21 protein-coding genes are annotated in these 20,190 nt (G+C 70.9%); 15 read left to right on the forward strand and 6 right to left on the reverse strand.

Translation table 11 applies throughout. From position 1 onward, the window contains the following. Nucleotides 1-5: 5 nt before the first annotated feature. A complete protein-coding gene (locus tag E4V99_RS09245; RefSeq protein ID WP_135117024.1) occupies nucleotides 6-1,454 on the reverse strand; it encodes an HNH endonuclease signature motif containing protein in 1,449 nt (482 codons plus the stop codon). Nucleotides 1,455-1,670: 216 nt separating this feature from the next. Between E4V99_RS09245 and E4V99_RS09250 the strand changes: the two genes are divergently transcribed. Both E4V99_RS09250 and E4V99_RS09255 read left to right on the forward strand, forming a co-directional pair. After that, nucleotides 1,671-2,549, forward strand: coding sequence for an SMP-30/gluconolactonase/LRE family protein (locus tag E4V99_RS09250; RefSeq protein WP_135117025.1), 879 nt, complete (start codon nucleotides 1,671-1,673; stop codon nucleotides 2,547-2,549). A gap of 37 nt (nucleotides 2,550-2,586) precedes the next feature. Further along, a complete protein-coding gene (locus E4V99_RS09255) occupies nucleotides 2,587-3,207 on the forward strand; it encodes a TetR/AcrR family transcriptional regulator (RefSeq protein WP_135117026.1) in 621 nt (206 codons plus the stop codon). Between the two features lie 4 nt (nucleotides 3,208-3,211). Here the strand turns inward: E4V99_RS09255 and E4V99_RS09260 are convergent, their stop codons facing one another. Both E4V99_RS09260 and E4V99_RS09265 read right to left on the reverse strand, forming a co-directional pair. Then, entirely contained in the window at nucleotides 3,212-4,531 is a 1,320-nt protein-coding gene (locus E4V99_RS09260; protein WP_135117027.1) for an MFS transporter, read from the reverse strand. Between the two features lie 115 nt (nucleotides 4,532-4,646). After that, nucleotides 4,647-5,045 (reverse strand): PaaI family thioesterase, encoded by a 399-nt coding sequence (locus E4V99_RS09265; RefSeq protein WP_135069004.1) that lies wholly within the window; start codon nucleotides 5,043-5,045, stop codon nucleotides 4,647-4,649. 153 nt (nucleotides 5,046-5,198) lie between these two features. Between E4V99_RS09265 and E4V99_RS09270 the strand changes: the two genes are divergently transcribed. The 12 genes from E4V99_RS09270 (at nucleotide 5,199) to E4V99_RS09325 (ending at nucleotide 15,761) form a co-directional block, all read left to right on the forward strand. After that, nucleotides 5,199-5,936 carry an enoyl-CoA hydratase/isomerase family protein gene (locus E4V99_RS09270; protein WP_135117028.1) on the forward strand — a complete coding sequence of 246 codons (738 nt, stop codon included), beginning with the start codon at nucleotides 5,199-5,201 and terminating at the stop codon, nucleotides 5,934-5,936. Continuing rightward, nucleotides 5,933-6,793 carry a 3-hydroxyacyl-CoA dehydrogenase family protein gene (locus tag E4V99_RS09275; protein WP_135117029.1) on the forward strand — a complete coding sequence of 287 codons (861 nt, stop codon included), beginning with the start codon at nucleotides 5,933-5,935 and terminating at the stop codon, nucleotides 6,791-6,793. The genes E4V99_RS09270 and E4V99_RS09275 overlap by 4 nt, the downstream gene beginning before the upstream one ends. Continuing rightward, a complete protein-coding gene (gene paaZ / locus E4V99_RS09280; protein ID WP_135117030.1) occupies nucleotides 6,790-8,898 on the forward strand; it encodes a phenylacetic acid degradation bifunctional protein PaaZ in 2,109 nt (702 codons plus the stop codon). The genes E4V99_RS09275 and paaZ overlap by 4 nt, the downstream gene beginning before the upstream one ends. After that, on the forward strand, nucleotides 8,895-9,296 hold the full coding sequence (paaI, locus tag E4V99_RS09285; RefSeq protein ID WP_135117031.1) for a hydroxyphenylacetyl-CoA thioesterase PaaI: 402 nt from the start codon (nucleotides 8,895-8,897) through the stop codon (nucleotides 9,294-9,296). The genes paaZ and paaI overlap by 4 nt, the downstream gene beginning before the upstream one ends. Before the next feature lie 16 nt (nucleotides 9,297-9,312). Then, complete coding sequence (gene paaK, locus E4V99_RS09290; protein ID WP_135117032.1) at nucleotides 9,313-10,632, forward strand: phenylacetate--CoA ligase PaaK; 1,320 nt, start codon at nucleotides 9,313-9,315, stop codon at nucleotides 10,630-10,632. Between the two features lie 68 nt (nucleotides 10,633-10,700). After that, nucleotides 10,701-11,678, forward strand: a complete 978-nt coding sequence (paaA, locus tag E4V99_RS09295) for a 1,2-phenylacetyl-CoA epoxidase subunit PaaA (RefSeq protein WP_135117033.1) — start codon at nucleotides 10,701-10,703, stop codon at nucleotides 11,676-11,678. Beyond that, entirely contained in the window at nucleotides 11,678-11,983 is a 306-nt protein-coding gene (paaB, locus tag E4V99_RS09300; RefSeq protein ID WP_135117034.1) for a 1,2-phenylacetyl-CoA epoxidase subunit PaaB, read from the forward strand. Before paaA ends, paaB begins: the two co-directional genes overlap by 1 nt. Continuing rightward, the gene (gene paaC / locus E4V99_RS09305) at nucleotides 11,980-12,831 is read left to right on the forward strand and encodes a 1,2-phenylacetyl-CoA epoxidase subunit PaaC (protein ID WP_135117035.1); all 852 of its coding nucleotides are present in this window, start codon (nucleotides 11,980-11,982) and stop codon (nucleotides 12,829-12,831) included. Before paaB ends, paaC begins: the two co-directional genes overlap by 4 nt. Next, on the forward strand, nucleotides 12,825-13,310 hold the full coding sequence (gene paaD / locus E4V99_RS09310) for a 1,2-phenylacetyl-CoA epoxidase subunit PaaD (RefSeq protein WP_135117036.1): 486 nt from the start codon (nucleotides 12,825-12,827) through the stop codon (nucleotides 13,308-13,310). The genes paaC and paaD overlap by 7 nt, the downstream gene beginning before the upstream one ends. Beyond that, nucleotides 13,310-14,479, forward strand: coding sequence for a 1,2-phenylacetyl-CoA epoxidase subunit PaaE (gene paaE, locus E4V99_RS09315; protein ID WP_135117037.1), 1,170 nt, complete (start codon nucleotides 13,310-13,312; stop codon nucleotides 14,477-14,479). Before paaD ends, paaE begins: the two co-directional genes overlap by 1 nt. Before the next feature lie 8 nt (nucleotides 14,480-14,487). Then, nucleotides 14,488-15,258, forward strand: coding sequence for an enoyl-CoA hydratase-related protein (locus E4V99_RS09320; protein ID WP_135117038.1), 771 nt, complete (start codon nucleotides 14,488-14,490; stop codon nucleotides 15,256-15,258). 53 nt (nucleotides 15,259-15,311) lie between these two features. After that, nucleotides 15,312-15,761 (forward strand): MarR family transcriptional regulator, encoded by a 450-nt coding sequence (locus E4V99_RS09325; protein ID WP_135117039.1) that lies wholly within the window; start codon nucleotides 15,312-15,314, stop codon nucleotides 15,759-15,761. A 13-nt stretch (nucleotides 15,762-15,774) separates the two neighbouring features. On the opposite strand, the gene E4V99_RS09330 is transcribed toward E4V99_RS09325, so the two are convergent. The 3 genes from E4V99_RS09330 to E4V99_RS09340 all read right to left on the reverse strand — a co-directional run bounded on the left by E4V99_RS09330 (nucleotide 15,775) and on the right by E4V99_RS09340 (nucleotide 18,523). Further along, nucleotides 15,775-16,440 carry a GntR family transcriptional regulator gene (locus E4V99_RS09330; RefSeq protein WP_135117040.1) on the reverse strand — a complete coding sequence of 222 codons (666 nt, stop codon included), beginning with the start codon at nucleotides 16,438-16,440 and terminating at the stop codon, nucleotides 15,775-15,777. 81 nt (nucleotides 16,441-16,521) lie between these two features. Beyond that, a complete protein-coding gene (locus E4V99_RS09335) occupies nucleotides 16,522-17,697 on the reverse strand; it encodes a 4-hydroxybenzoate 3-monooxygenase (RefSeq protein WP_135117041.1) in 1,176 nt (391 codons plus the stop codon). A gap of 40 nt (nucleotides 17,698-17,737) precedes the next feature. Continuing rightward, nucleotides 17,738-18,523, reverse strand: a complete 786-nt coding sequence (locus E4V99_RS09340; protein ID WP_135117042.1) for an IclR family transcriptional regulator — start codon at nucleotides 18,521-18,523, stop codon at nucleotides 17,738-17,740. A gap of 141 nt (nucleotides 18,524-18,664) precedes the next feature. Between E4V99_RS09340 and E4V99_RS09345 the strand changes: the two genes are divergently transcribed. Further along, the gene (locus E4V99_RS09345) at nucleotides 18,665-20,185 is read left to right on the forward strand and encodes an MFS transporter (protein WP_135117043.1); all 1,521 of its coding nucleotides are present in this window, start codon (nucleotides 18,665-18,667) and stop codon (nucleotides 20,183-20,185) included. Nucleotides 20,186-20,190: the final 5 nt, after the last annotated feature.

The following is a 20,190-nucleotide window of genomic DNA, read 5'->3' on the forward strand; positions in this document are numbered from 1 at the left end:
CCGGCTCAGAACGGTGGCGGGTCTCCGTCGGGGATGAACATCACCCGTGGTGGGGGTTCGTCGGTGTAGGTGTTGCCGAGGGGACTGGTGAACTCGACTGTTCCATCCGGTAACTGCCGGACGGTCCATTCGGTTTCGGTTTTCAGCGTGTGGTGTCGGGTGCAGAAGTGGGCGAGGTTGCTGAGGGCGGTGGGTCCGCCGTCGTGGTGTTCGTGGTTGTGGTCGATCTGGCAGCGGTGGGCGGGTTGGCGGCAGCCGAATCCGCGGCAGTGCTGGTCTCGGGCTTGGAGGTAGCGGCGTTGGTCGGTGCCGGGGGTGTATCGGTCGACTTCGAGCACGGTCCCGGTGATCGGGTGACACAGCACCCGGTCCCATCCGGTCGCCCCGCCGGCGAAGTGCCGGGCAGTGTCGGGGTCGATCGGGATCTGCCCGTGCAGGCTGGCACCGGCGTCGGTCTTGCCGAGCAGTGTGAGTACGGGGACGACGACCTGGACTTGGGCGTGGATCGCGCCGAGCCCGCCGGGGAGGTGTTCTCCGGTGGTGGGGTCGATCGCGGGGGCGCCGGTGAGCAGCATGTCGGCGGCGACATCCGCGCCGATCTGGACCAGGGTGCGCGTGTCGTCGACGACCGGCTCGTCTTCGGTGCCCGGCGCCGTGCCCTCGACCGTGATGTCGAGCGTCTGACCCGTGAGCTGCTCGCTTCCATCCGTGGGCGACGGCGCACCATTGCCTGACTCGGTGGCGCCGTCCATGGCGGCGGCTTCGTGGGCTCGGCGGGCGCGTTCGGTGTTCGCGGCATCGCGGATGGCGCGGGCTTGCCGGCGGAGCCGGTCGCGGATCCCGTACGCCACCGCCGCGGGCAGCCGCAGCTGCAGCAGCGCCATCCCGTCGTCGAGGTCGATGATCGACACGCCCCGGGTCTCGGCCGCTCGCGCGTGCCGGACGGTCATCCCCTCCGGGTTGACCGCCTCGGCCAGCTGCCGGGCGTAGGCCTTCGTCCGTCCCGGCGCCTGTCGTGCGGCGTACTCCAGGACGGTTTCCTCCCACGCCGCGCGGACCTGGTCATCGGCGATCGGCAGCCCGGCTTCCAGGATCACGTCGACGTGTCTCTTGGAGATCCGGGCGTCCTCCAGCGCGGTGACGGTCGCGGCGAACTGGGTGACGAGGGTGTGGGCGTCGCCGAGTTCTCGTTGCGCGGTCATGTCATGCACCTGCGTGGCGAACGCCACCTCCGCAGCGACGGACCGCATCGGCATCTCCCGCTCCCGGGAGTCCCGCGACGAGAGCCGCGCGACCTGCCCGGTGGCCACCTCGGCGAGGGCGGCAAGGGAACGGATCCGCTGCGCCTGCGCCTTCGCGACGGCCGCGTCAGCGTCCTGCAGCCCGGCGAGACCCGTCCGCATGCGGGTGGCGTCCGCCGTGGTGGTTTCCCCAGGCCAGGAGCTGATTTCCATACCCTCAAACTAGCGAGGGCCACCGACATGGAGCCCGCCCCGACGAGCACCGGCAGAACCGGTGGATAAGTCGAATCGCGGACACCGTGGGGAGGACCGGAGCGTCCAATCGCCGCCCACCATGGAGCACGTCGACCGCCTGCGGCCTGCGCGCCCCACCCCTCTACTAGGCTCGCGGCAGCGCGCACTGGGCGGCAGGGAAACGGGAGGACAGGAATGGCGGTTCCGGCGGAGATCACGGTCGTGGACGAACGGATGGCGGAGACCAAGACCGACACGACGCTCACGCTGCACTTCTCCGACGGCAAGTGGCTGGAGGGCCCATCCCATTCGGTGCAGGGCAGATACGTGCTCTTCAGCGACATCCCCAACGACCGGACGCTGCGGCTGGACGAGATGACCGGGGACGTGTCGGTGTTCGATCAGCCGTCACGCTTCGCCAACGGCCGCACGCACGACGGGATCGGCCGCCTCATCACGTGCCTGCAGGGCGAGCGCGCCGTCGTGCGCCGCGAGCACGACGGGCGTGAGACCCTCATCGCCTCGCACATCGCCGGGCGCCGGCTCAACAGCCCCAACGACGTCGTCGCGTCCTCCTCAGGGGAGATCTGGTTCACCGATCCCACCTACGGCCTCAACGAGTACGAGGGTCACGCGGCCGAACCCGAGCTCGACGTGCGCGGTCTGTACCGCTGGTCGGAGGGGATGCCCGAGCCCGAGCTGGTCTCCGGCGATTTCACGCAGCCCAACGGGCTCGCGTTCTCGCCCGACGAATCCACCCTGTACGTCGTGGACAGCGAACAGGGGAGCATCGCCGCGTTCTCGATCGACGAGGCGGGCGTGTCGTCGCGTCGCACCGTCGTGGAGGGGAGCTTCGGCTTCGACGGCATCCGCGTCGACGTGCACGGGCGCATCTGGGCGGCGACCTCCGACGGGGTGAGCTGCTTCGACACCGACGGTGTGGAGATGTGGAAGCTCGCCGTCCCCGAGCCGGTCTCCAATCTGGAGTTCGGGGGACGACAGCGCAACGTCCTGTACCTGACGGCGACCACGAGCCTCTACTCGATCCGCACGTCCGTGCGCGGCCGGGACTGACGCCGCGTCGCCGGCTCGGAGTGCGAGACTTGTCGGCATGACCTCCGACACCGACGCGGCCGTGACGGCGCCGGCGCGGCGAGGTCGGCCGGGATACGACCGCGACCGCGTGCTCGAGATCGCCGTGCAGCTGTTCAACGAGCAGGGGTACGACGCCACCTCCGTCGCCGACCTGGCTCAGCGGCTGGGGCTGACCAAGTCCGCGCTGTACCACCACTTCGCGTCGAAGGAGGAGCTCCTCGCCGTCGCGCTGGACCAGGCCCTCAGCAGCCTCGAGGCGGTGCTCGACGACCCGCGTGCGCAGGAGGGGCCGGCATCGGATCGGCTGCGCCATGTGATCCGCAGCGCCACCGACGTGCTGGTGGCTCAGCTGCCGTCGGTGACCCTGTTGCTGCGGGTGCGCGGCAACAGCCCCGTGGAGCAGAGTGCGCTCGAGCGCCGGCGTCTGTTCGACCACCGTGTGACGCGCCTGGTCGCGGATGCCCAGCGTGAGGGCGACGTGCGGACGGACGTCGACGCGGCCGTGGTGGCCCGCCTCATCTTCGGCATGATCAACTCCGTCGTGGAGTGGTACCGCCCGGGCGGGCCGGTCGACGGAGACCGCCTCGGGCACGACATCATGACGGTCGCGCTGGACGGGCTCCAATCGCCCCACTGACGCGTCACGCGTGCAGGTCGATGCCCTTCGGCTCCTTGATGAGCGACACCCCGACCAGGGAGATCACCGCGGCCAGGGCGATGTAGGCGCCGATCGTCCACGACATCCCCGTCGCCCCGAACAGCGCCTCGGCGATCATCGGCGCGAACGCCCCGCCGAGGATGGCGCCGAGCGCGTAGCCGATCGAGACGCCGGAGTAGCGGACGTTGGCCGGGAACATCTCGGCGTACAGCGCCGCCTGCGGCCCGTAGGACAGGCCGAGGCCGAACGTCATCACGAACAGCGCGACGAAGTACCAGACGATGTTCGCGGTGTCGATGAGGAACCACATCGGAATCGCCCACAGCGCGAGGAAGAGGTAGCCGATCTGGAACGTGCGGACGCGTCCGAGGCGATCGGAGACCCGCCCGCCCCACAGCGTGAACCCGAGCCAGCCGAAGGAGGCCAGCGTGGTCGCCAGCAGCACCGTGGGGCGGTCCATCCCCAGCACCGCGACGGCGTACGTCGCGAAGAAGGCGATGAGCAGGTAGCCCGCGGCGTTGTTGCCGATGAAGACCACGGCCGTCAGGGCGACCTCGCGCCAGTTCTTGCGGAACAGCTGCCCGAGCGGGGCCGAGGACTCCTTGCGGCGGCGCATGAGGTCCTCGAAGACGGGGCTCTCCTCCACCGCGCGCCGGATGACGTAGCCGATCGCGATGAGCACGATCGAGAAGAGGAACGGGATGCGCCAGCCCCACTCCAGGAACGCCTCCGCCGACATCGACGAGGTCAGGATCCACAGGGTGGCGGTGGCGAGGATCATGCCGATCGGCACGCCGATCTGTGGGAACGCGCCGAAGAATCCGCGCCGCCCGGCCGGCGCGTGTTCGACGGACAGCAGCGCTGCGCCGCCCCACTCGCCGCCGGCGGAGAAGCCCTGCAGGATGCGCAGCAGAATGAGCAGGATCGGGGCGACGATGCCCGCCGCGGCATACGTGGGGAGCACGCCGATCAGCGCGGTCGAGGCGCCCATCATGATGAGGGTGAGCACGAGCATCTTCTTGCGGCCGAGGCGGTCGCCGAGGTGTCCGGCGACGACGGCGCCCAGGGGGCGGAAGAGGAAGGAGATCCCGATCGTGGCGAACGAGAGCACCTGCGCCAGCCCCGGATTCGAGGCGGCCAGCGGCGCGAGGAACAGTGGCGCGAGGACGAGCCCTGCCGCCTGCGCGTAGATGAAGAAGTCGTACCACTCGATGGATGTGCCCACGAGGGTGCCGGCCAGGACCTTGCGCTCCTCGCGGGTCACCGCAGCCGAGGGCGTGCGGTCTTGCGTCGTTGACGCCATGGTGAACTCCATTGTTCGGGTGGGGCCGGCCGAGCGGGATTCCTGACCGATCGGTGAGTAAAGCACAACATAGCGGAGGTGACCGCGGCGCGGGAAGTGTCCCGGCGATGGGGGGTCAGTCGGGGTCGACGAGGAGGTTGCTGATCCGGGCGGTGGCCAGGAGTGCGCCATCCTCCCCGGTTACTCGGATGTCGTACGTGGCCATCCGCCGGCCGCGATGCAGTGCCGTCGCGGTGCCGGTGACGACGCCCGAGCGGGCGCCCCGGTGGTGCGTGATGTTCAGGTCCACGCCGACGCACACCTTGCCCAGCGTGCTGGCGTGGATCATCGCGGCCCACGATCCGATGGCTTCGGCCAGGGCCGCCGTGGCGCCGCCGTGGAGGCGCCCGAGCGACTGCGTGTTGCCCGCCACCGGCATCGTCGCCACGACGCGCTCGGGCGACTGCTCGCGCACCTCGATGCCGAGCTTGACGTCGAGATCGCCCGGGGTGATCCGCCAGGGTATGCCGGTCATCGCTGCCTCTCTCCGCCGTCGGCGCCTTGCCCAACCGGCTGCCCTCTGACACTATTACTGAACGATCGGTCTGCAAAGATGTGGATCCTGCGACGGCGCACGAGAGGATGACGATGTCCAAGGTCTTCTTCGTCGGCGGTGTGGAGCGCATCGATGGCTGACCCCCTCCTCATCGAGCGGCATGACGACCGCGTCGTGGCGACGCTGAATCGCCCGGAGGTCCGCAACGCGATCGACCAGGCGATGATCGACCGGCTGCACGTCCTGTGCGCCGAACTGGAAGCCGCGCCCCGCGTGCTCATCCTCACCGGCGCCGACGGCGTCTTCGCCTCGGGGGCCGACATCGCCCAGCTCCGTGCGCGGCGCGCCGACGACGCGCGAGCGGGAATCAACACGCTCGCCTTCCGGCGCATCCGCGACCTGCCGATGCCGGTGATCGCCGCGATCGACGGCTACGCGCTGGGCGGGGGTGCGGAACTGGCCTACGCCGCCGACCTCCGTCTCGGGAGCCCCGCCGCACGCATCGGCAACCCCGAGACGGGGCTGGGCATCATCGCCGCCGCGGGGGCGACGTGGCGGCTGCCGCAGATCGTGGGGGAAGCCAGAGCCACGGAGCTGCTGCTGACCGGACGCATCCTCGACGCCGAAGAGGCGCTCGTGTGGGGACTGCTGAACGCCGTTCATCCCGCCGAATCCCTCCTGCCGGCCGCGCACGCGATCGCCGACCGCATCGCCGCGAACGATCCCCTCGCCACCCGCTCCACCAAGCGCGCCCTCCTCGCACCGCGCGAGGCCCACCCCGCGATCGAACTCGACCTGCAGGCCGAGCTGTTCGAAAGCCCGGAGAAGGAGCGGCGCATGACGGCGTTCCTGGAACGGGGCAGGGCATGACCGCGCCGATCCCCTCACATGTCGGGGTGCTGGGCGGAGGCCGCATGGGAGCGGGTATCGCCCACGCGTTCGCGCTGGCAGGCGCCCACGTGGCCGTGGTCGAACGCGACGGGCCGTCGGCGGATGCGGCTACCCGGCGCATCCGCGAGAGCCTGCGTACGTCGGTCGAGCGCGGAGCCACCTCCCGCGGCCTCGCCGAGCTCGAGGCCCTGATCTTCTCCGGCACCGACCTCGCCGCCTTCACCGGTGCCGGGCTGGTGGTCGAGGCGGTGCCGGAGGACAGCGCACTCAAGCTCGACGCCCTGCGGCGGGCCGAGTCCGCACTGTCGCCCGAGGGCGTGCTCGCCTCGAACACGTCGTCGATCTCCATCGACGGGCTCGCCGCGTCGCTGGAGCGGCCGGGCCGCTTCCTCGGGCTCCACTTCTTCAACCCCGTTCCCGCGTCCGGCCTCGTCGAGGTCGTCCTCGGTGCCGCGACCGACCCGGCCGTGGGCGCGGCCGCCGTGGACTGGGTCGACGCCCTCGGCAAGCGCGCCGTCGTGGTCCGCGATTCGCCCGGCTTCGCCTCCAGCCGCCTGGGCGTGGCCCTCGCCCTCGAAGCGATCCGGATGCTCGAGGAGGACGTCGCCTCGGCGGCCGACATCGACGCGGCGATGGAGCTGGGCTACCGGCATCCGGTCGGCCCGCTGCGCACGACGGATCTCGTGGGCCTGGACGTGCGCCTGGGGATCGCGGAGGAGCTCTCCGCGCAGCTGGGCGACCGGTTCACGCCGCCCCGGCTGCTGCGCGACCTCGTCGCGGGGGGACATCTGGGCCGCAAGAGCGGCCGCGGCTTCTACGAATGGAGTGATCGATGAGCACCATCCTGCCCAGCTATCTGCGCGACGCCTGGTGGACCCCCGACGACGCCTCCGGCGCCACGACGGTGCACGACGCCTCCACGGGTGAAGCGGTCGCCACCGTCAGCGCGCGCGGCGTCGACCTGGACGCGGTGCTCGGCCACGCGCGCACCGTGGGGCAGGCGAGCCTCGGCGAACTGACCTTCCATCAGCGCGCGATGCTGCTCAAGCAGTTCGCGCTGGCGCTGGGGGAGCGCAAAGAGGAGCTCTACGAGCTGTCCCGCCACTCCGGCTCCACCGTGCGCGACTCGCTGAGCGACATCGACGGCGGGATCGGGGTGCTCTTCACGTACTCCTCCAAGGCGCGGCGCGAACTGCCCAACGCGAAGGTCTACCTCGACGGCCCGGTCGAGTCGCTGTCGAAGGACGGCTCCTTCCTCGGCCGGCACGTGTACACGCGTCTTCCCGGTGCGGCCGTGCAGATCAACGCCTTCAACTTCCCCACATGGGGGGCGCTGGAGAAGTTCGCTCCCGCATTCCTCGCCGGGATGCCCTCCGTGATCAAGCCCGCGACGCCGACGGCCTACGTGGCCGAGGCGTGGGTGCGCATCCTCGTCGACACCGGCCTCCTCCCGGCCGGGTCGCTGCAGCTGGTCAGCGGCAGCGTGCCCGACCTCCTGGACCGCCTCGAACTCGGCGACATCGTGGGGTTCACCGGCAGCTCCTCCACCGCCGACCGGCTGCGCCGCCACGACAACGTGCAGTCCGGCCGCGTGAGGTTCACGAGCGAGACCGACTCCATCAACGCGTCGGTGCTGGGTCCCGATGCCACTGCGGGCACGCCCGAATTCGATGCGTACGTCAAGCAGCTGCTGGTGGAGTTGACGACCAAGGCGGGACAGAAGTGCACCGCGATCCGCCGGGCGATCGTGCCGGCGGATGCGGTGACCGACGTCGTCGGGGCGCTCAAGGCGAAGATCGACGAGCGCGTCGTGATCGGCGACCCGCACGCCGAATCGGTCACGATGGGACCGGTGGTCTCCCGCGCTCAGCGCGACGAGGTGCTGCGTCAGGTGGAGGTTCTCCGCGACGCCGGCGGAGAACTCCTGCTGGGTTCGACGGAGGCGCCGGAGGTCGTGCGCGCCGACGGCACTGTCGGTCGCGCGGATGAGGGCGCGTTCCTCTCGCCCATGATCATCGGCTTCGCCGATGCCACGACCCCCGCCGCGCACGAGATCGAGGCGTTCGGGCCGGTGGCCACGGTGCTGCCCTACCGCACGGTGGCCGAGGCCGCCGAGCTCGTCACGCGGGGTGGCGGGTCTCTCGTCACGAGCGTCGCGACCCACGAGGACGAGGTCGCGCGGGAGCTGATGACCCGGATCGGCGCGTACAACGGCCGGATCCTCTTCCTCAGCCGCGACAACGCGCGCACCTCCACCGGTCACGGATCGCCCGTGCCGCATCTGGTCCACGGCGGACCGGGGCGGGCCGGCGGCGGGGAGGAGCTCGGCGGCATCCGTGCGGTGCTGCACCACATGCAGCGCACCGCCCTCCAGGGTTCTCCCGAGACCCTGACGGCGCTGACCGGCGTGTGGCACGCCGGCGCCGCATCCGCCCCCGGCGGCCGCCACCCCTTCCGCAAGGCGCTGAGCGAGCTGCGCATCGGCGACCAGGTGGCGTCGGCCTCGCGCGCGGTGACGCTGGACGACATCGAGACCTTCGCCCGCTTCACCGGCGACACCTTCTACGCGCACATGGACGAGGCCTCAGCCGCGGCCAATCCGTTCTTCCCCGGGCGTGTGGCCCACGGCTACCTGCTGGTGTCATGGGCGGCCGGGCTGTTCGTCGATCCCGAACCCGGTCCCGTGCTCGCCAACTACGGCCTGGAGAACCTCCGCTTCGTCACGCCGGTCTCGCCCGGCGATGAGATCCGGGTGGTGCTCACGGCCAAGCAGATCACCCCTCGCGAGACTGACGACTACGGCGAGGTGCGCTGGGATGCGGTCATCCTCAACCAGAACGACGAGCTGGTGGCCTCGTACGACGTCCTGACCCTCGTGGCCAAGACCGACGGCGAACGCGTCGACACCGGCGCCGTGCGCGAGGAGGTCGGCGCCCGATGAGCGACACGGCACTGCGCGCCATGATGCAGAGCGACCGCGCCTCGGCGTCGCTGGGGATGGTCGTCGAACGCGATGAACCGGGCGTCGCGGTGGTGAGCATGCGGGTGCGCGAGGACATGACCAACGGCTTCGCGATCACCCACGGCGGGTTCGTGTTCGCCCTCGCCGACACGGCCTTCGCCATCGCGTGCAACGAGGACGAGCGGGTGACCGTCGCCGCCGGCGCCGACATCACGTTCCTGAAGTCCACCACCGCCGGTCAGACCCTCACCGCCACCGCCGTGCGGCGCACGGTCAGCGGCCGCACCGGCATCTATGACGTAACGGTCGCGGATGAGGCCGGCGACACCGTCGCGGAGTTCCGTGGCCGCTCCCTCACCACCAACCGACCCGTGTGACCCCCAGGGAGCCCCCATGCCCAAGACGACGACACCCGACACGGGCTCCGCGGCGGCGTTCCGCGACACGGCCGCCGAGGTCCTCACGCGCCCGGAGCTCGAGGCGCTGCAGCTGGAGCGCCTGCAGTGGACGGTGCGGCACGCGTACGAGAACGTGCCGCTGTACCGCCGCAAGTTTCACGAGGCCGACGTCACGCCCGACGACATCCGGTCACTGGCCGACGTCCGTCGGCTGCCGTTCACGACGAAGGAGGACCTGCGCGAGACCTACCCGTTCGGGATGTTCGCCGTCCCGATGACGCACGTGCGCCGCATCCACGCCTCCTCCGGAACCACCGGGCGCCCCACCGTCGTGGGGTACACCGAGGGCGACCTCGACCGGTGGGCCGATTGCGTCGCGCGATCTCTGCGGGCAGCGGGCATCGCGCCGGGGATGAAGGTGCACAACGCGTACGGATACGGGCTGTTCACCGGTGGCCTCGGCGCGCACGGGGGGATCGAGAAGCTCGGCGCGACGGTCATCCCGATGTCGGGCGGTCAGACCGCGCGGCAGGTGCAACTCATCCGCGACTTCGAGCCGGACGCGATCCTGTGCACGCCGAGCTATCTGCTCACGATCGCCGACGCGATGCAGCAGGCCGGCATCGATCCGACCACCACGTCTCTCAAGGTGGCCGTCCTGGGCGCGGAGCCGTGGACCAACGAGATGCGTGCAGAGATCCAGCGGCGCCTGGACATCGACGCCGTCGACATCTACGGGCTCAGCGAAGTCATGGGGCCGGGGGTGGCCAGCGAGAGCGTGCTGACCAAGGACGGCCCGCACGTGTGGGAGGACCATTTCCTGCCCGAGACGATCGACGGCGAGAGCGGGGAACCGGTACCGGACGGAGACCTCGGGGAGCTCGTGTTCACGTCGCTCACGAAGGAGGCCTTCCCCGTCATCCGCTACCGGACGCGCGACCTCACCCGGCTGCTCCCGGGCACCGCGTACCCGGCGATGCGCCGCATCGAGAAGATCACCGGCCGCAACGACGACATGATCATCCTGCGCGGCGTGAACCTCTTCCCCACCCAGATCGAGGAGCTCGTGATGGGGATCGAGACGCTGACCCCGCACTTCATCCTCGAGCTGAGCCGGGCCGGGCGCATGGACGTCATGGCCGTTCGGATCGAGCGGCACCCCGACCTCGACCGGGAGACGTGCGAGGCGGCCGCCGAGGTGCTCGCCCAGCGCATCAAGGTGCATATCGGCACGTCGGTGGACGTGGTGGTGGAGGAGCCCGGCACGCTCCCGCGCAGCGAAGGCAAGTACAAGCGCGTCTATGACAACCGATGACCCGCGGTTGCCCGACGGTGAACCCGCGGTTAGACTAACTGAACGATCGTTCTGTTAAGGAGTCGAAGATGACAGCATCCGACGCGGCCGTCCTGGCCGCCGAAGACGAGGCGCAGGCCCGCTTCGACGAGATCATCGCCGCCGACTCCCGTATCGAGCCGCGGGATTGGATGCCCGAGGCGTATCGGAAGACCCTCATCCGGCAGATCTCGCAGCACGCGCACTCCGAAATCATCGGCATGCAGCCCGAGGGCAACTGGATCACGCGTGCGCCGAGCCTCAAGCGCAAGGCGATCCTCCTGGCCAAGGTGCAGGACGAGGCCGGGCACGGACTGTACCTGTACTCCGCGGCCCAGACGCTCGGCATCACACGCGAGGAGATGACGCAGCAGCTCATCGACGGCAAGGCGAAGTACTCCTCGATCTTCAACTACCCGACGCCCACGTGGGCCGACATGGGCGCGATCGGATGGCTCGTGGACGGCGCGGCGATCTGCAACCAGGTGCCGCTGTGCCGTGCGTCGTACGGGCCCTACGGGCGGGCCATGGTGCGCATCTGCAAGGAGGAGTCCTTCCACCAGCGGCAGGGGTTCGAGATCCTCCTCACGCTCATGCGCGGCACCGAGGCGCAGCAGCGGATGGCGCAGGATGCGGTGAACCGCTGGTACTGGCCGAGCCTGATGATGTTCGGGCCCCCCGACGACGAGTCGCCGAACTCGGCGCGGTCCACGGCGTGGAAGATCAAGCGGTTCTCCAACGACGACCTGCGTCAGCGCTTCATCGGGATGCTCGTCCCCCAGGCGGAGGCGCTCGGGGTGACGCTGCCGGACCCCGAGCTGCGCTGGGACGCCGAGAACGAGCGGTGGCACACGAGCGAGATCGACTGGACCGAGTTCTCCGAAGTGCTCGCCGGTCGCGGACCCATGAACGCCGTGCGACTGCAGAACCGCCGCGACGCGCACGAGAGCGGCGCGTGGGTGCGGGAGGCGGCCGCCGCGTACGCGCGCACGCAGGCCGCCCGCGCTGACGGACGGCAGGTGGCGTGATGTCGGCGCCGGGTGCATCGCCTGCCGAGCAGTGGCCCCTGTGGGAGGTGTTCGTCCGCGCCAAGCGGGGACTGAGTCACGTCCACGTCGGCTCGCTGCACGCCCCCGACGCGGCGCTCGCCGTGCGCAACGCGCGCGACCTGTACACGCGGCGGAATGAGGGCGTGTCGATCTGGGTCGTGCCCGCCGACGCGATCACCACGAGCGATCCCGACGCGAAGGGCGCGTTCTTCGAGAGCCCGGCCGGCAAGAACTACCGGCACGCGTCGTACTACACCGCGTCCGAGGGGGTACCGCACCTGTGAGCGCCCCCGGACAGCCGCAGCATCCGATCGAGGCCGACGTGCACGGCGAGGTCACCGTCGACGAGATCGAGCTCTCGGCCGAACTGGCCGGGGAGGATGGCCGCGCCGCGTCGGCGGACGTGGCCGAGTACGCCCTCCGCCTCGGCGATGACGCCCTCATCCTCTCTCAGCAGCTCAGCGCCTGGGTCGCCCATGCCCCCGAGCTGGAGGAGGACGTCGCGCTGGCGAACATCGCCCTCGACCTGCTCGGGCACGCCCGCTCGCTGCTGCGCTACGCCGGCACCGCGGACGGCCGCTCTGAGGACGACCTGGCGTACTGGCGCGACGAGCCGGAGTTCCGCAGCTCGTGGCTCGTGGAGCAGCCCAACGGGGACTTCGCGCACACGATCGCGCGCCAGCTGGTCGCCGCCGGTTACATGGTCGAGCTCTACACGGCACTCAGCGGGTCGGCCGACCCGTCGCTCGCGGCGATCGCGGCGAAGGCCGTCAAGGAGGTCGACTACCACCGCGACCATGCCGTGACGTGGACGCTGCGGCTGGCCGGCGGAACCGACGAATCGCGGCGACGCATGATCGCGGCGCTGACCGACATGTGGCCCTACGTGGACGAGCTCTTCCGTGACGACGACCTCCTCGATCGGCTCGAGGGCGTCGCGCCGCGGCCCTCCGCGCTGCGTCCGGGGTTCGACGACGTCATCGCCGCCGTCCTGGCGGAGGCCGGACTCGACGTGCCGTCGGTGCAGCCCTCGAGAGCCGGCGGGCGCGACGGCGCGCACTTCGCCACGCTGGGTCCCCTGCTCGCCGAGATGCAGGTGCTCGCCCGTCAGCATCCGGGGGCGACATGGTGACCGCGCGCGGCCGGGCCTGGGACATCGCCGCCCGGGTGTGCGACCCGGAGGTGCCGGTGCTCACGATCGAGGACCTCGGCATCCTGCGCGACGTGCGCGAGCGGGACGACGGCGTCGTGGTGACGATCACCCCCACGTATTCGGGATGCCCCGCGATGGACACGATCCGGCAGGACCTCGCCCTCGCCTTCTCGGCCGAAGGGTACGACCGGGTCGAGGTCGATCTCGTGCTGGCGCCGGCGTGGACGACGGACTGGATGAGCGATGCGGGCAAGCGCAAGCTCACCGAGTACGGCATCGCCCCGCCCACCGGGCGTGCCGCCGCCCGGGGGCCGGTGCGGCTGCAGCTGGGCGTGAAGTGCCCGCGCTGCGGTTCGCTGAACACGCGCGAGGTCACGCGCTTCGGCTCCACCTCGTGCAAGGCCCTCTACGAATGCCGGGCGTGCCTGGAGCCCTTCGACTTCTTCAAGGTGCACTGATGGCGCCCCCGCCTCCCGTCGCCCGTACCGAGGCGGTCGCCGACGCCCTCCTCCACACCGCCGTGGGCGGTGCCGACCGCGGGCGTCCCCGTGCGCGCTTCCACCCGCTGCGCGTCGCGGAAGTGCGCCCGCTGACGGCGGACTCCGTCGAGGTCACCTTCACCGTCCCCGACGACCTGGCCGCGGAGTACGACTACCTTCCCGGACAGTACGTCGCCCTGCGGGCACGGCTGGACGGACACGAGGTGCGCCGCTCGTACTCGCTGTGCCGGCCGCCCGCGCCGGGCTCGGTGAGCGTGGCGATCAAACGCAACTCCGGGGGCTGGTTCTCCGCGTGGGCGCAGACCGACCTGCATCCCGGCGACGAGATCGACGTCATGAGCCCGCAGGGAACGTTCACCACGACGCTCGCCGACCTGGACGGCGCCCACGTCGCCGGCATCGCCGCGGGCTCGGGCATCACGCCGGTCATGGCGCTGGCGACCACCGTGCTCGCCCGCTCGGGAACCTCACGCTTCACGCTGGTCTACACCAACCGCTCGACCCTGGATGTCATGTTCCTCGACGAGCTGGCGGACCTGAAGGACCGCTATCCGACCCGGTTCGCGCTGCACCACGTCCTCTCGCGCGAGCAGCGCGCGGCCCCCGTGCTGTCGGGGCGCCTCGACGAAGAGCGGCTCCGCCGCATCCTCGACGGCCTCATCCCGCCGCAGACGATCGACGAGTGGTTCCTGTGCGGACCGTTCGAGCTCGTTCAGGTGTGCCGTGACACCCTCGCCGACGTCGGCGTGGATCGGGCGCACGTGCGATACGAGCTGTTCACGACGGGAGAGGCGGGCGCGCCCGCGGGTCCGCGGCGACCGGTGCAGGTGCGCGCGGACGAACCGGTGCGCACGATCGAATTCACGCTGGACGGTCAGTCGGCGAGCGTCCAGTCGCCCGTGAGCGCCCGCGAATCGATCCTGGATGCGGCGCTGCGCGTGCGCCCCGACACGCCCTTCGCGTGCGCGGGCGGGGTGTGCGGGACGTGCCGGGCCCGCGTGGTGACCGGTTCGGTCACGATGACGGAGAACTACGCCCTCGAGCCCGACGAGATCGAGCGCGGCTACGTGCTCACGTGCCAGTCGCATCCCACCACCGACCGCGTCGCGGTCGACTACGACAACTGAGGCCGACGATGATCGAACTGCACATCGACGGTGATGTCGCGCACGTGGTGCTGAACAATCCGGCCAAGCTCAACGCGCTCGACGAGGCGGCCCTGCGCAGCCTCGACACCGCGTACGCCGACGCCGAGGCGGCCGGTGTGCGTGCGCTCGTGCTGCGCGGGGAGGGGCGGGCGTTCTGCGCCGGACGCGACATCTCCGGCGTCGACCCGGCCACCGACGACGTGCGCGGCTACCTGGCGGGCCTTCTCACGCCGCTGCTGAAACGGATGGCCCGCTTTCCCGCGCCCACGTTCGCCGCCGCCCACGGGGCGTGCCTCGGGGTGGGCCTGGGCCTGCTCATCGCCACCGACGTGGTCTATGTCGCCGACACCGCCAAAGTCGGATCGCCGTTCGCCGCGCTGGGCGCGACGCTCGACTCCGGCGGCCACGCGCTGTTCTACGAGCGGCTCGGGGCACACCGCACGCTCGACCTCATCTACTCGGGCGGCCTGCTCTCGGGCGAGGAGGCGGTCCGGCTCGGTCTGTTCTCGCGAAGCCTGCCGGCCGCCGAGGTGCACGAGGCCGTCTCCGCGGCCGCGCTGGCCGCCGCATCCGGCCCCACCGCCGCGTTCGTGGAGAGCAAGCGCATCATCGCGCTCCTCCGCGAAGACCGGGCGGGGCTGTGGGAGACCGTGGCGGCGGAGAACCTCGCGCAGGAGGCTCTGCGCGACACCGCCGACTACCGGGAGGGCTTCGCCGCGTTCCAGGAGAAGAGGCGACCGGATTTCACCGGGCGGTGAACGAGCACATGCTGGAGCGCCGCATGAGGGTGGGCAGGGACTACTGTCGATGCATGCCGGAGTCGCTCACCCCGCGCGCGCAGCTCAGGGTCACGCTGCGGGAGCTCGCGTGGACGATCCACCGTCGCGCCCCGGGCCGGGCAGGGGTCGGTCCGCTGCCCACGAGCGAGATCGCGCTGCTCAAGCAGGTGCTGGATGGCCCGGGGGCGACGATCGGCGAACTGGCCGCCGCGCTCGGGCTGCAGCAGCCCAATGTCAGCACGGCGGTCCGCCTCCTCCAGCAGCGCGGCTTCGTGGTGAAAGAGACCGACCCCTCCGACGGCCGCATCGTCCGCATCTTCGCCACCGACCGCGGCGCATCCGAGCACCGGGCGATCACCGATGCCTGGACCGAGGGGCTCGCCGCCGCGTTCGACCGGCTCACCCCGGAGCATCAGGACATGCTCGACAACGCCCTGGACGCCCTGCAGGCGCTGAACCGGATCCTGCGCGCCGAGTCCTGACCGGCCGGCCGCTTCAGGCGGCGGAGCCGGAGGCGGCCGCCGCGGCGAGGCTGTGCCACGTCTCGTACGTCAGCCGGGCGGCGGCTTCGGTGTCGCCGGCGGCGCACAGGGCGATGAAGCGTTCGTGCCGCTCGATCGACGCGTGCCCGTCGTCCGAGCCGAACCGCAGTCGCTCGGCTCGCCGGACGACGGGGTGGAACAGCTCCAGCACGGCGGCCAGCGCCCGATTGTGCGCCGCGGCGATCACGACGGCGTGCAGCTCGTCGTCGGCGCGCAGCGCTGCGTCGGTGTCGCCGGCTTCCAGTGCTTCCGCGAAGCGCCGGTTCGCCGCGCGCATCCGCTCGATGTCGTCCGCCTCCAGCCGTGACACGCCCTCGCGGACGGAGAGCTCGTGCATCGCGGCGACGACATCGCGCGCCTCGCGGACGGTGTCGTCGTCGATGGTGCTGACCGTCGTGGAACGCCCCGGCTGCGTCACCACGAGACCACTGGCCGCCAGCCGCAGCAAAGCCTCCCGCACGGGGGTGCGGCTCACGCCCAGCCATGCCGCGAGCTCCCCGTCCCTCAGCTGCTCGCCCGGCTCGAACGTCCCGTTGACGATGGCGTCGCGCAGCCGTCCGTAGACGTCGTCCCGGAGGAGCATGCGGTCGAGCGCGGGGACGTCAGGGGGAATCGGCATGCAATATATTGCAGTCGCTCCGCCGTCATGATGCAAGTCGCCGCGCCGCGGCTGCCGATCACCGCCGGCCCCGCGCGCGCGTCAGAGCGGCCAGCCGGTGTACGCCTCAGCCAGATACGCGCGCCCGTGCTCTGACTCGACGACGCTGCGCAGCTCGCCCACCTGGCGCAGTCGATCGAACTCGGATGCGTCGGGGGCGACGTGCAGCATGTTGGTCATCCACCACGAGAAGTGCTGCGCCTTCCAGATGCGCCGGAGGGCCGTCTCGGCGTACGCGTCAACGAGCCGCTCGTCGCCCTCCTGGAGCAGGGCGCGCAGCGCGCGCTCGAGGACCAGCACGTCCGCGACGGCGAGGTTCATGCCCTTCGCGCCGGTCGGGGGGACGGTGTGCGCGGCGTCCCCGACGAGGGCCACCCGGCCCCGGCGCAGTTCGTGCGCCACGAAGCTGCGGAACCGCAGCACGTCGCGCTGGAAGATGGGACCCTCCCGCAGGGTCGTGCCCGGAACCCGGGTCTGCAGCGCATCCCACAGCTCCGCCTCGCTGAAGGCGGTGGGGTCGGTCTCCGGATCGCACTGGAAGTACATGCGCTGGATCGTCGCGCTGCGCTGGCTGATGAGCGCGAAACCGTCGGGGGAGTTGCTGTAGATGAGCTCCTCGGCGCTGGGCGGGGCCTCGCACAGGATGCCGAACCACGCGAACGGGTACTCGCGGAAGTATCCGCCGGTGCTCGAGCCCGTGACCGCCTCGCGGGCGACGCTGCGTGAGCCGTCGGCGCCGACGACGAAGTCGGCCTCGATCTCCAGCGGCGCGCCATCCGCGTCGGTCGCGATGACCCGGGGGCGGTCGGTGTCGGCGCCCTCGACGCGCTGGGCGCTCACGCCGAAGCGCAGATCCTGCCCGCCCGCCAGTCGCGCCGCGATGAGGTCTTTGAGCACCTCGTGCTGCGGGTACAGCCACACCCCTCGCCCGACCAGGCCGGCGAAGTCGATCCTGTGCCCCTCGCCGGCGAAGCGCAGCTCGATGCCGTCATGGCGGTTGCCTGCGGTGCGGACGCGCTCGGAGGCGCCGGTGGCCTCCAGCACCTCGACGGTGCCCTGCTCGAGGATCCCGGCACGGATCGTCGTCTCGATCTCCGCGCGGGTGCGCGAATCGATCACGACCGACTCGATGCCGGCGTCTGCCAGCAGGTGCGAGAGCAGCAGCCCGGCGGGGCCGGCGCCGATGATGGCCACACGGGTGCGGACGGAGGTGGTCATGGGGTCTCCTTCGACGGACGTACTCCCCGATCCTGGAGGATCAGCGCCGCTCCGCGGGGACGGAGCCCCGTTCAATGGGAGGCGGATCGAGCGCGACTTCGATGTCCACAGCCGCGCGGCGCAGCTCGGCGAGCGGCTGCTCGATCGGCGCGTCGCGGGGGAGTACGACCGACAGGGCCGCGACGACCTCGCCGGTGCGCTCACGGATGGGCACTGCCACCCCGGTGGACACGCTCTCGATGTACCCGGGTGCGGCGGCATGCCCGAGTCGCCGCACTTCCGCGAGCTTCCGCCGCAGCGCGGCCGGATCGACGAGGGTGTGCGGTGACATCGCTCGCAGCGGCGCGGACAGGACGCGCTCCTGCACGTCCGTCTCGGCGTGGGCGAGCAGGACGAGCCCCGACGACGACGCGTGCAGCGGCAGGCGACCGGCGATGCGCGTGACGTTCGCGCCGGAGGCGGGGTCGCTCAGCCGCTCCAGGAACAGCGCTTCATCCTGCTCCCGGATGGCCAGCTGCGTGTGCTCACGGACGCGGGCCTGGACGCGCTCCATGTAGGGCAGGGCGACCTGACGCAGCCGGAGGGCGCGGGAGGAGCGGGTCGCCAGTTCCCACAGGCGCATCCCCACCCGCACGCGCCGGTCGTCGTCGCGCTCGAGCAGCCCCGTGGCGACCAGCTCCCCGACGATGCGGTGGGCGGTGGAATCGGGCAGGCCCGCCCGCCGTGCGATCTCCGCGGCGGTCTGCACCGTCCGGGTGGGCGTGAAGGTCTCGAGGATCCGCACCAGCCGGTCGGTCATCGAGTCGCCCGAGGGGGAGTTCGCCACACGCCCAGCCTGCCACGCCCCCCGCCGCGGCCTGTTTTTACCGTGCCGCCCCGGCCGAGGTCAATACGGAGCGCGGAATCCCCCGCGGGAGTAGAACTGTTGCCCGGAGGCGGTGCCGCCGCCGCAGGAAGGAACACGCGGATGTCCTCGTCCAAGGTGCAGGTCAAGGAAGTCAGGTCGCTCGTGCCGGCGCGCATGGACCGCCTGCCGTGGTCGCGATTCCACTGGATGATCGTGGTGGGCCTGGGCTTCTCCTGGATCCTGGACGGCCTGGAGGTCCAGATCGTCGCGGCGAACGGCTACGCCCAGACGCTGGGGATGGACGCCTTCGAGGTCGGTCTGGCCGGCACCTTCTATCTGCTCGGGCAGGTCACGGGCGCTCTCGTGTTCGGGCGGCTCACCGACCGGCTCGGCCGCAAGAAGCTGTTCATCCTGTCCCTCGTGGTCTACCTCGCCGGCAGCGCGATCGCGGGCCTGGCGTTCGCCCCGTGGTTCTTCTACGTCTGGCGGTTCGTCGCCGGCGCGGGGATCGGCGGCGAGTATGCCGCGATCAACTCCGCGATCGACGAGATCATCCCCTCGAAGTACCGCGGCCGCGTCGACATCGCCATCAACGGCACCTACTGGGGCGGTGCGGCCCTCGGCGCCGTGGCGAACATCTTCTTCCTCAACACCGACCTGCTCCCGCAGGACGTGGGCTGGCGTCTCAGCTTCTTCCTCGGCCCGGTCCTGGGCCTGCTGATCATCTGGCTGCGCCGCCACATCCCGGAGAGCCCGCGGTGGCAGATGACGCACGGCCGGGAGGAGGAGGCCGAGCGCAACGTCGACGGGATCGAGGAGCGCATCCGCAACGAGGGCAAGACCATCAGCCCCGTGGACGACTCCAAGGCGATCACCGTGAAGGAGTACGGCCAGGTGCCCTTCCTGGTGATCGCGAAGGTGCTGTTCCGGAAGTACCCCCGGCGCACGCTCGTGGGCGTGACGATGATGGTCACCCAGTCGTTCCTCTACAACGCGATCTTCTTCACGTACGCACTCGTGCTGCAGAACTTCTACGACACCCCGCCGGCCTCCGCGGGGCAGTACTTCATCATCTTCGCCGTCGGGAACCTCGCCGGCGCGCTGATCCTCGGCCACTTCTTCGACACGTGGGGACGGCGGCGGATGCTGTTCGGCACCTACGTGCTGGCGGGCCTCATCCTCCTGGTCAGCGCCTTCCTCTTCAACGCGGGCGTCCTCAACGCCGGCACCCACACCGCGTTCTGGTGCGCCTCGTTCTTCTTCGCCTCCGCGGGCGCGTCGGCGGCGTACCTGACCGTCAGTGAGATCTTCCCGCTCGAGCTGCGCAGTCAGGTGATCTCCTACGTGTTCTCGATCGGGCAGCTGGTCGGCTCCATCGCGCCCGCGCTGTACGGCGCCCTCATCGGCGACGGCACCGACCGCGTGCCGCTGTTCTGGGGATACGTGCTCGGATCGGTCGTGATGATCGTCGGCGGTGTCATCTCGGGGGTGTTCGGCGTCAGCGCGGCAGGCAAGTCGCTCGAAGACATCGCCGACCCGCTGTCGCTGGTCGCCGGCGCCGACGGGAAGGTCACGCCCGACGACGACGGCGGGCAGGCGCAGGCCTCCCGCGACCGGGAGGAGGGGCCATCCCGGCGCTAGGGTGA

The organism is Microbacterium sp. dk485, from assembly GCF_004570445.1.
Lineage (GTDB): Bacteria > Actinomycetota > Actinomycetes > Actinomycetales > Microbacteriaceae > Microbacterium > Microbacterium wangchenii.

Excerpts from the sequence above, each read along its gene's own strand:
- E4V99_RS09245 (WP_135117024.1), bottom strand. The coding sequence starts at position 1,454 with ATGGAAATCAGCTCCTGGCCTGGGGAAACCACCACGGCGGACGCCACC.
- E4V99_RS09250 (WP_135117025.1), top strand. The coding sequence starts at position 1,671 with ATGGCGGTTCCGGCGGAGATCACGGTCGTGGACGAACGGATGGCGGAG.
- E4V99_RS09255 (WP_135117026.1), top strand. The coding sequence starts at position 2,587 with ATGACCTCCGACACCGACGCGGCCGTGACGGCGCCGGCGCGGCGAGGT.
- E4V99_RS09260 (WP_135117027.1), bottom strand. The coding sequence starts at position 4,531 with ATGGCGTCAACGACGCAAGACCGCACGCCCTCGGCTGCGGTGACCCGC.
- E4V99_RS09265 (WP_135069004.1), bottom strand. The coding sequence starts at position 5,045 with ATGACCGGCATACCCTGGCGGATCACCCCGGGCGATCTCGACGTCAAG.
- E4V99_RS09270 (WP_135117028.1), top strand. The coding sequence starts at position 5,199 with ATGGCTGACCCCCTCCTCATCGAGCGGCATGACGACCGCGTCGTGGCG.
- E4V99_RS09275 (WP_135117029.1), top strand. The coding sequence starts at position 5,933 with ATGACCGCGCCGATCCCCTCACATGTCGGGGTGCTGGGCGGAGGCCGC.
- paaZ (WP_135117030.1), top strand. The coding sequence starts at position 6,790 with ATGAGCACCATCCTGCCCAGCTATCTGCGCGACGCCTGGTGGACCCCC.
- paaI (WP_135117031.1), top strand. The coding sequence starts at position 8,895 with ATGAGCGACACGGCACTGCGCGCCATGATGCAGAGCGACCGCGCCTCG.
- paaK (WP_135117032.1), top strand. The coding sequence starts at position 9,313 with ATGCCCAAGACGACGACACCCGACACGGGCTCCGCGGCGGCGTTCCGC.
- paaA (WP_135117033.1), top strand. The coding sequence starts at position 10,701 with ATGACAGCATCCGACGCGGCCGTCCTGGCCGCCGAAGACGAGGCGCAG.
- paaB (WP_135117034.1), top strand. The coding sequence starts at position 11,678 with ATGTCGGCGCCGGGTGCATCGCCTGCCGAGCAGTGGCCCCTGTGGGAG.
- paaD (WP_135117036.1), top strand. The coding sequence starts at position 12,825 with ATGGTGACCGCGCGCGGCCGGGCCTGGGACATCGCCGCCCGGGTGTGC.
- paaE (WP_135117037.1), top strand. The coding sequence starts at position 13,310 with ATGGCGCCCCCGCCTCCCGTCGCCCGTACCGAGGCGGTCGCCGACGCC.
- E4V99_RS09320 (WP_135117038.1), top strand. The coding sequence starts at position 14,488 with ATGATCGAACTGCACATCGACGGTGATGTCGCGCACGTGGTGCTGAAC.
- E4V99_RS09325 (WP_135117039.1), top strand. The coding sequence starts at position 15,312 with ATGCCGGAGTCGCTCACCCCGCGCGCGCAGCTCAGGGTCACGCTGCGG.
- E4V99_RS09330 (WP_135117040.1), bottom strand. The coding sequence starts at position 16,440 with ATGCCGATTCCCCCTGACGTCCCCGCGCTCGACCGCATGCTCCTCCGG.
- E4V99_RS09335 (WP_135117041.1), bottom strand. The coding sequence starts at position 17,697 with ATGACCACCTCCGTCCGCACCCGTGTGGCCATCATCGGCGCCGGCCCC.
- E4V99_RS09345 (WP_135117043.1), top strand. The coding sequence starts at position 18,665 with ATGTCCTCGTCCAAGGTGCAGGTCAAGGAAGTCAGGTCGCTCGTGCCG.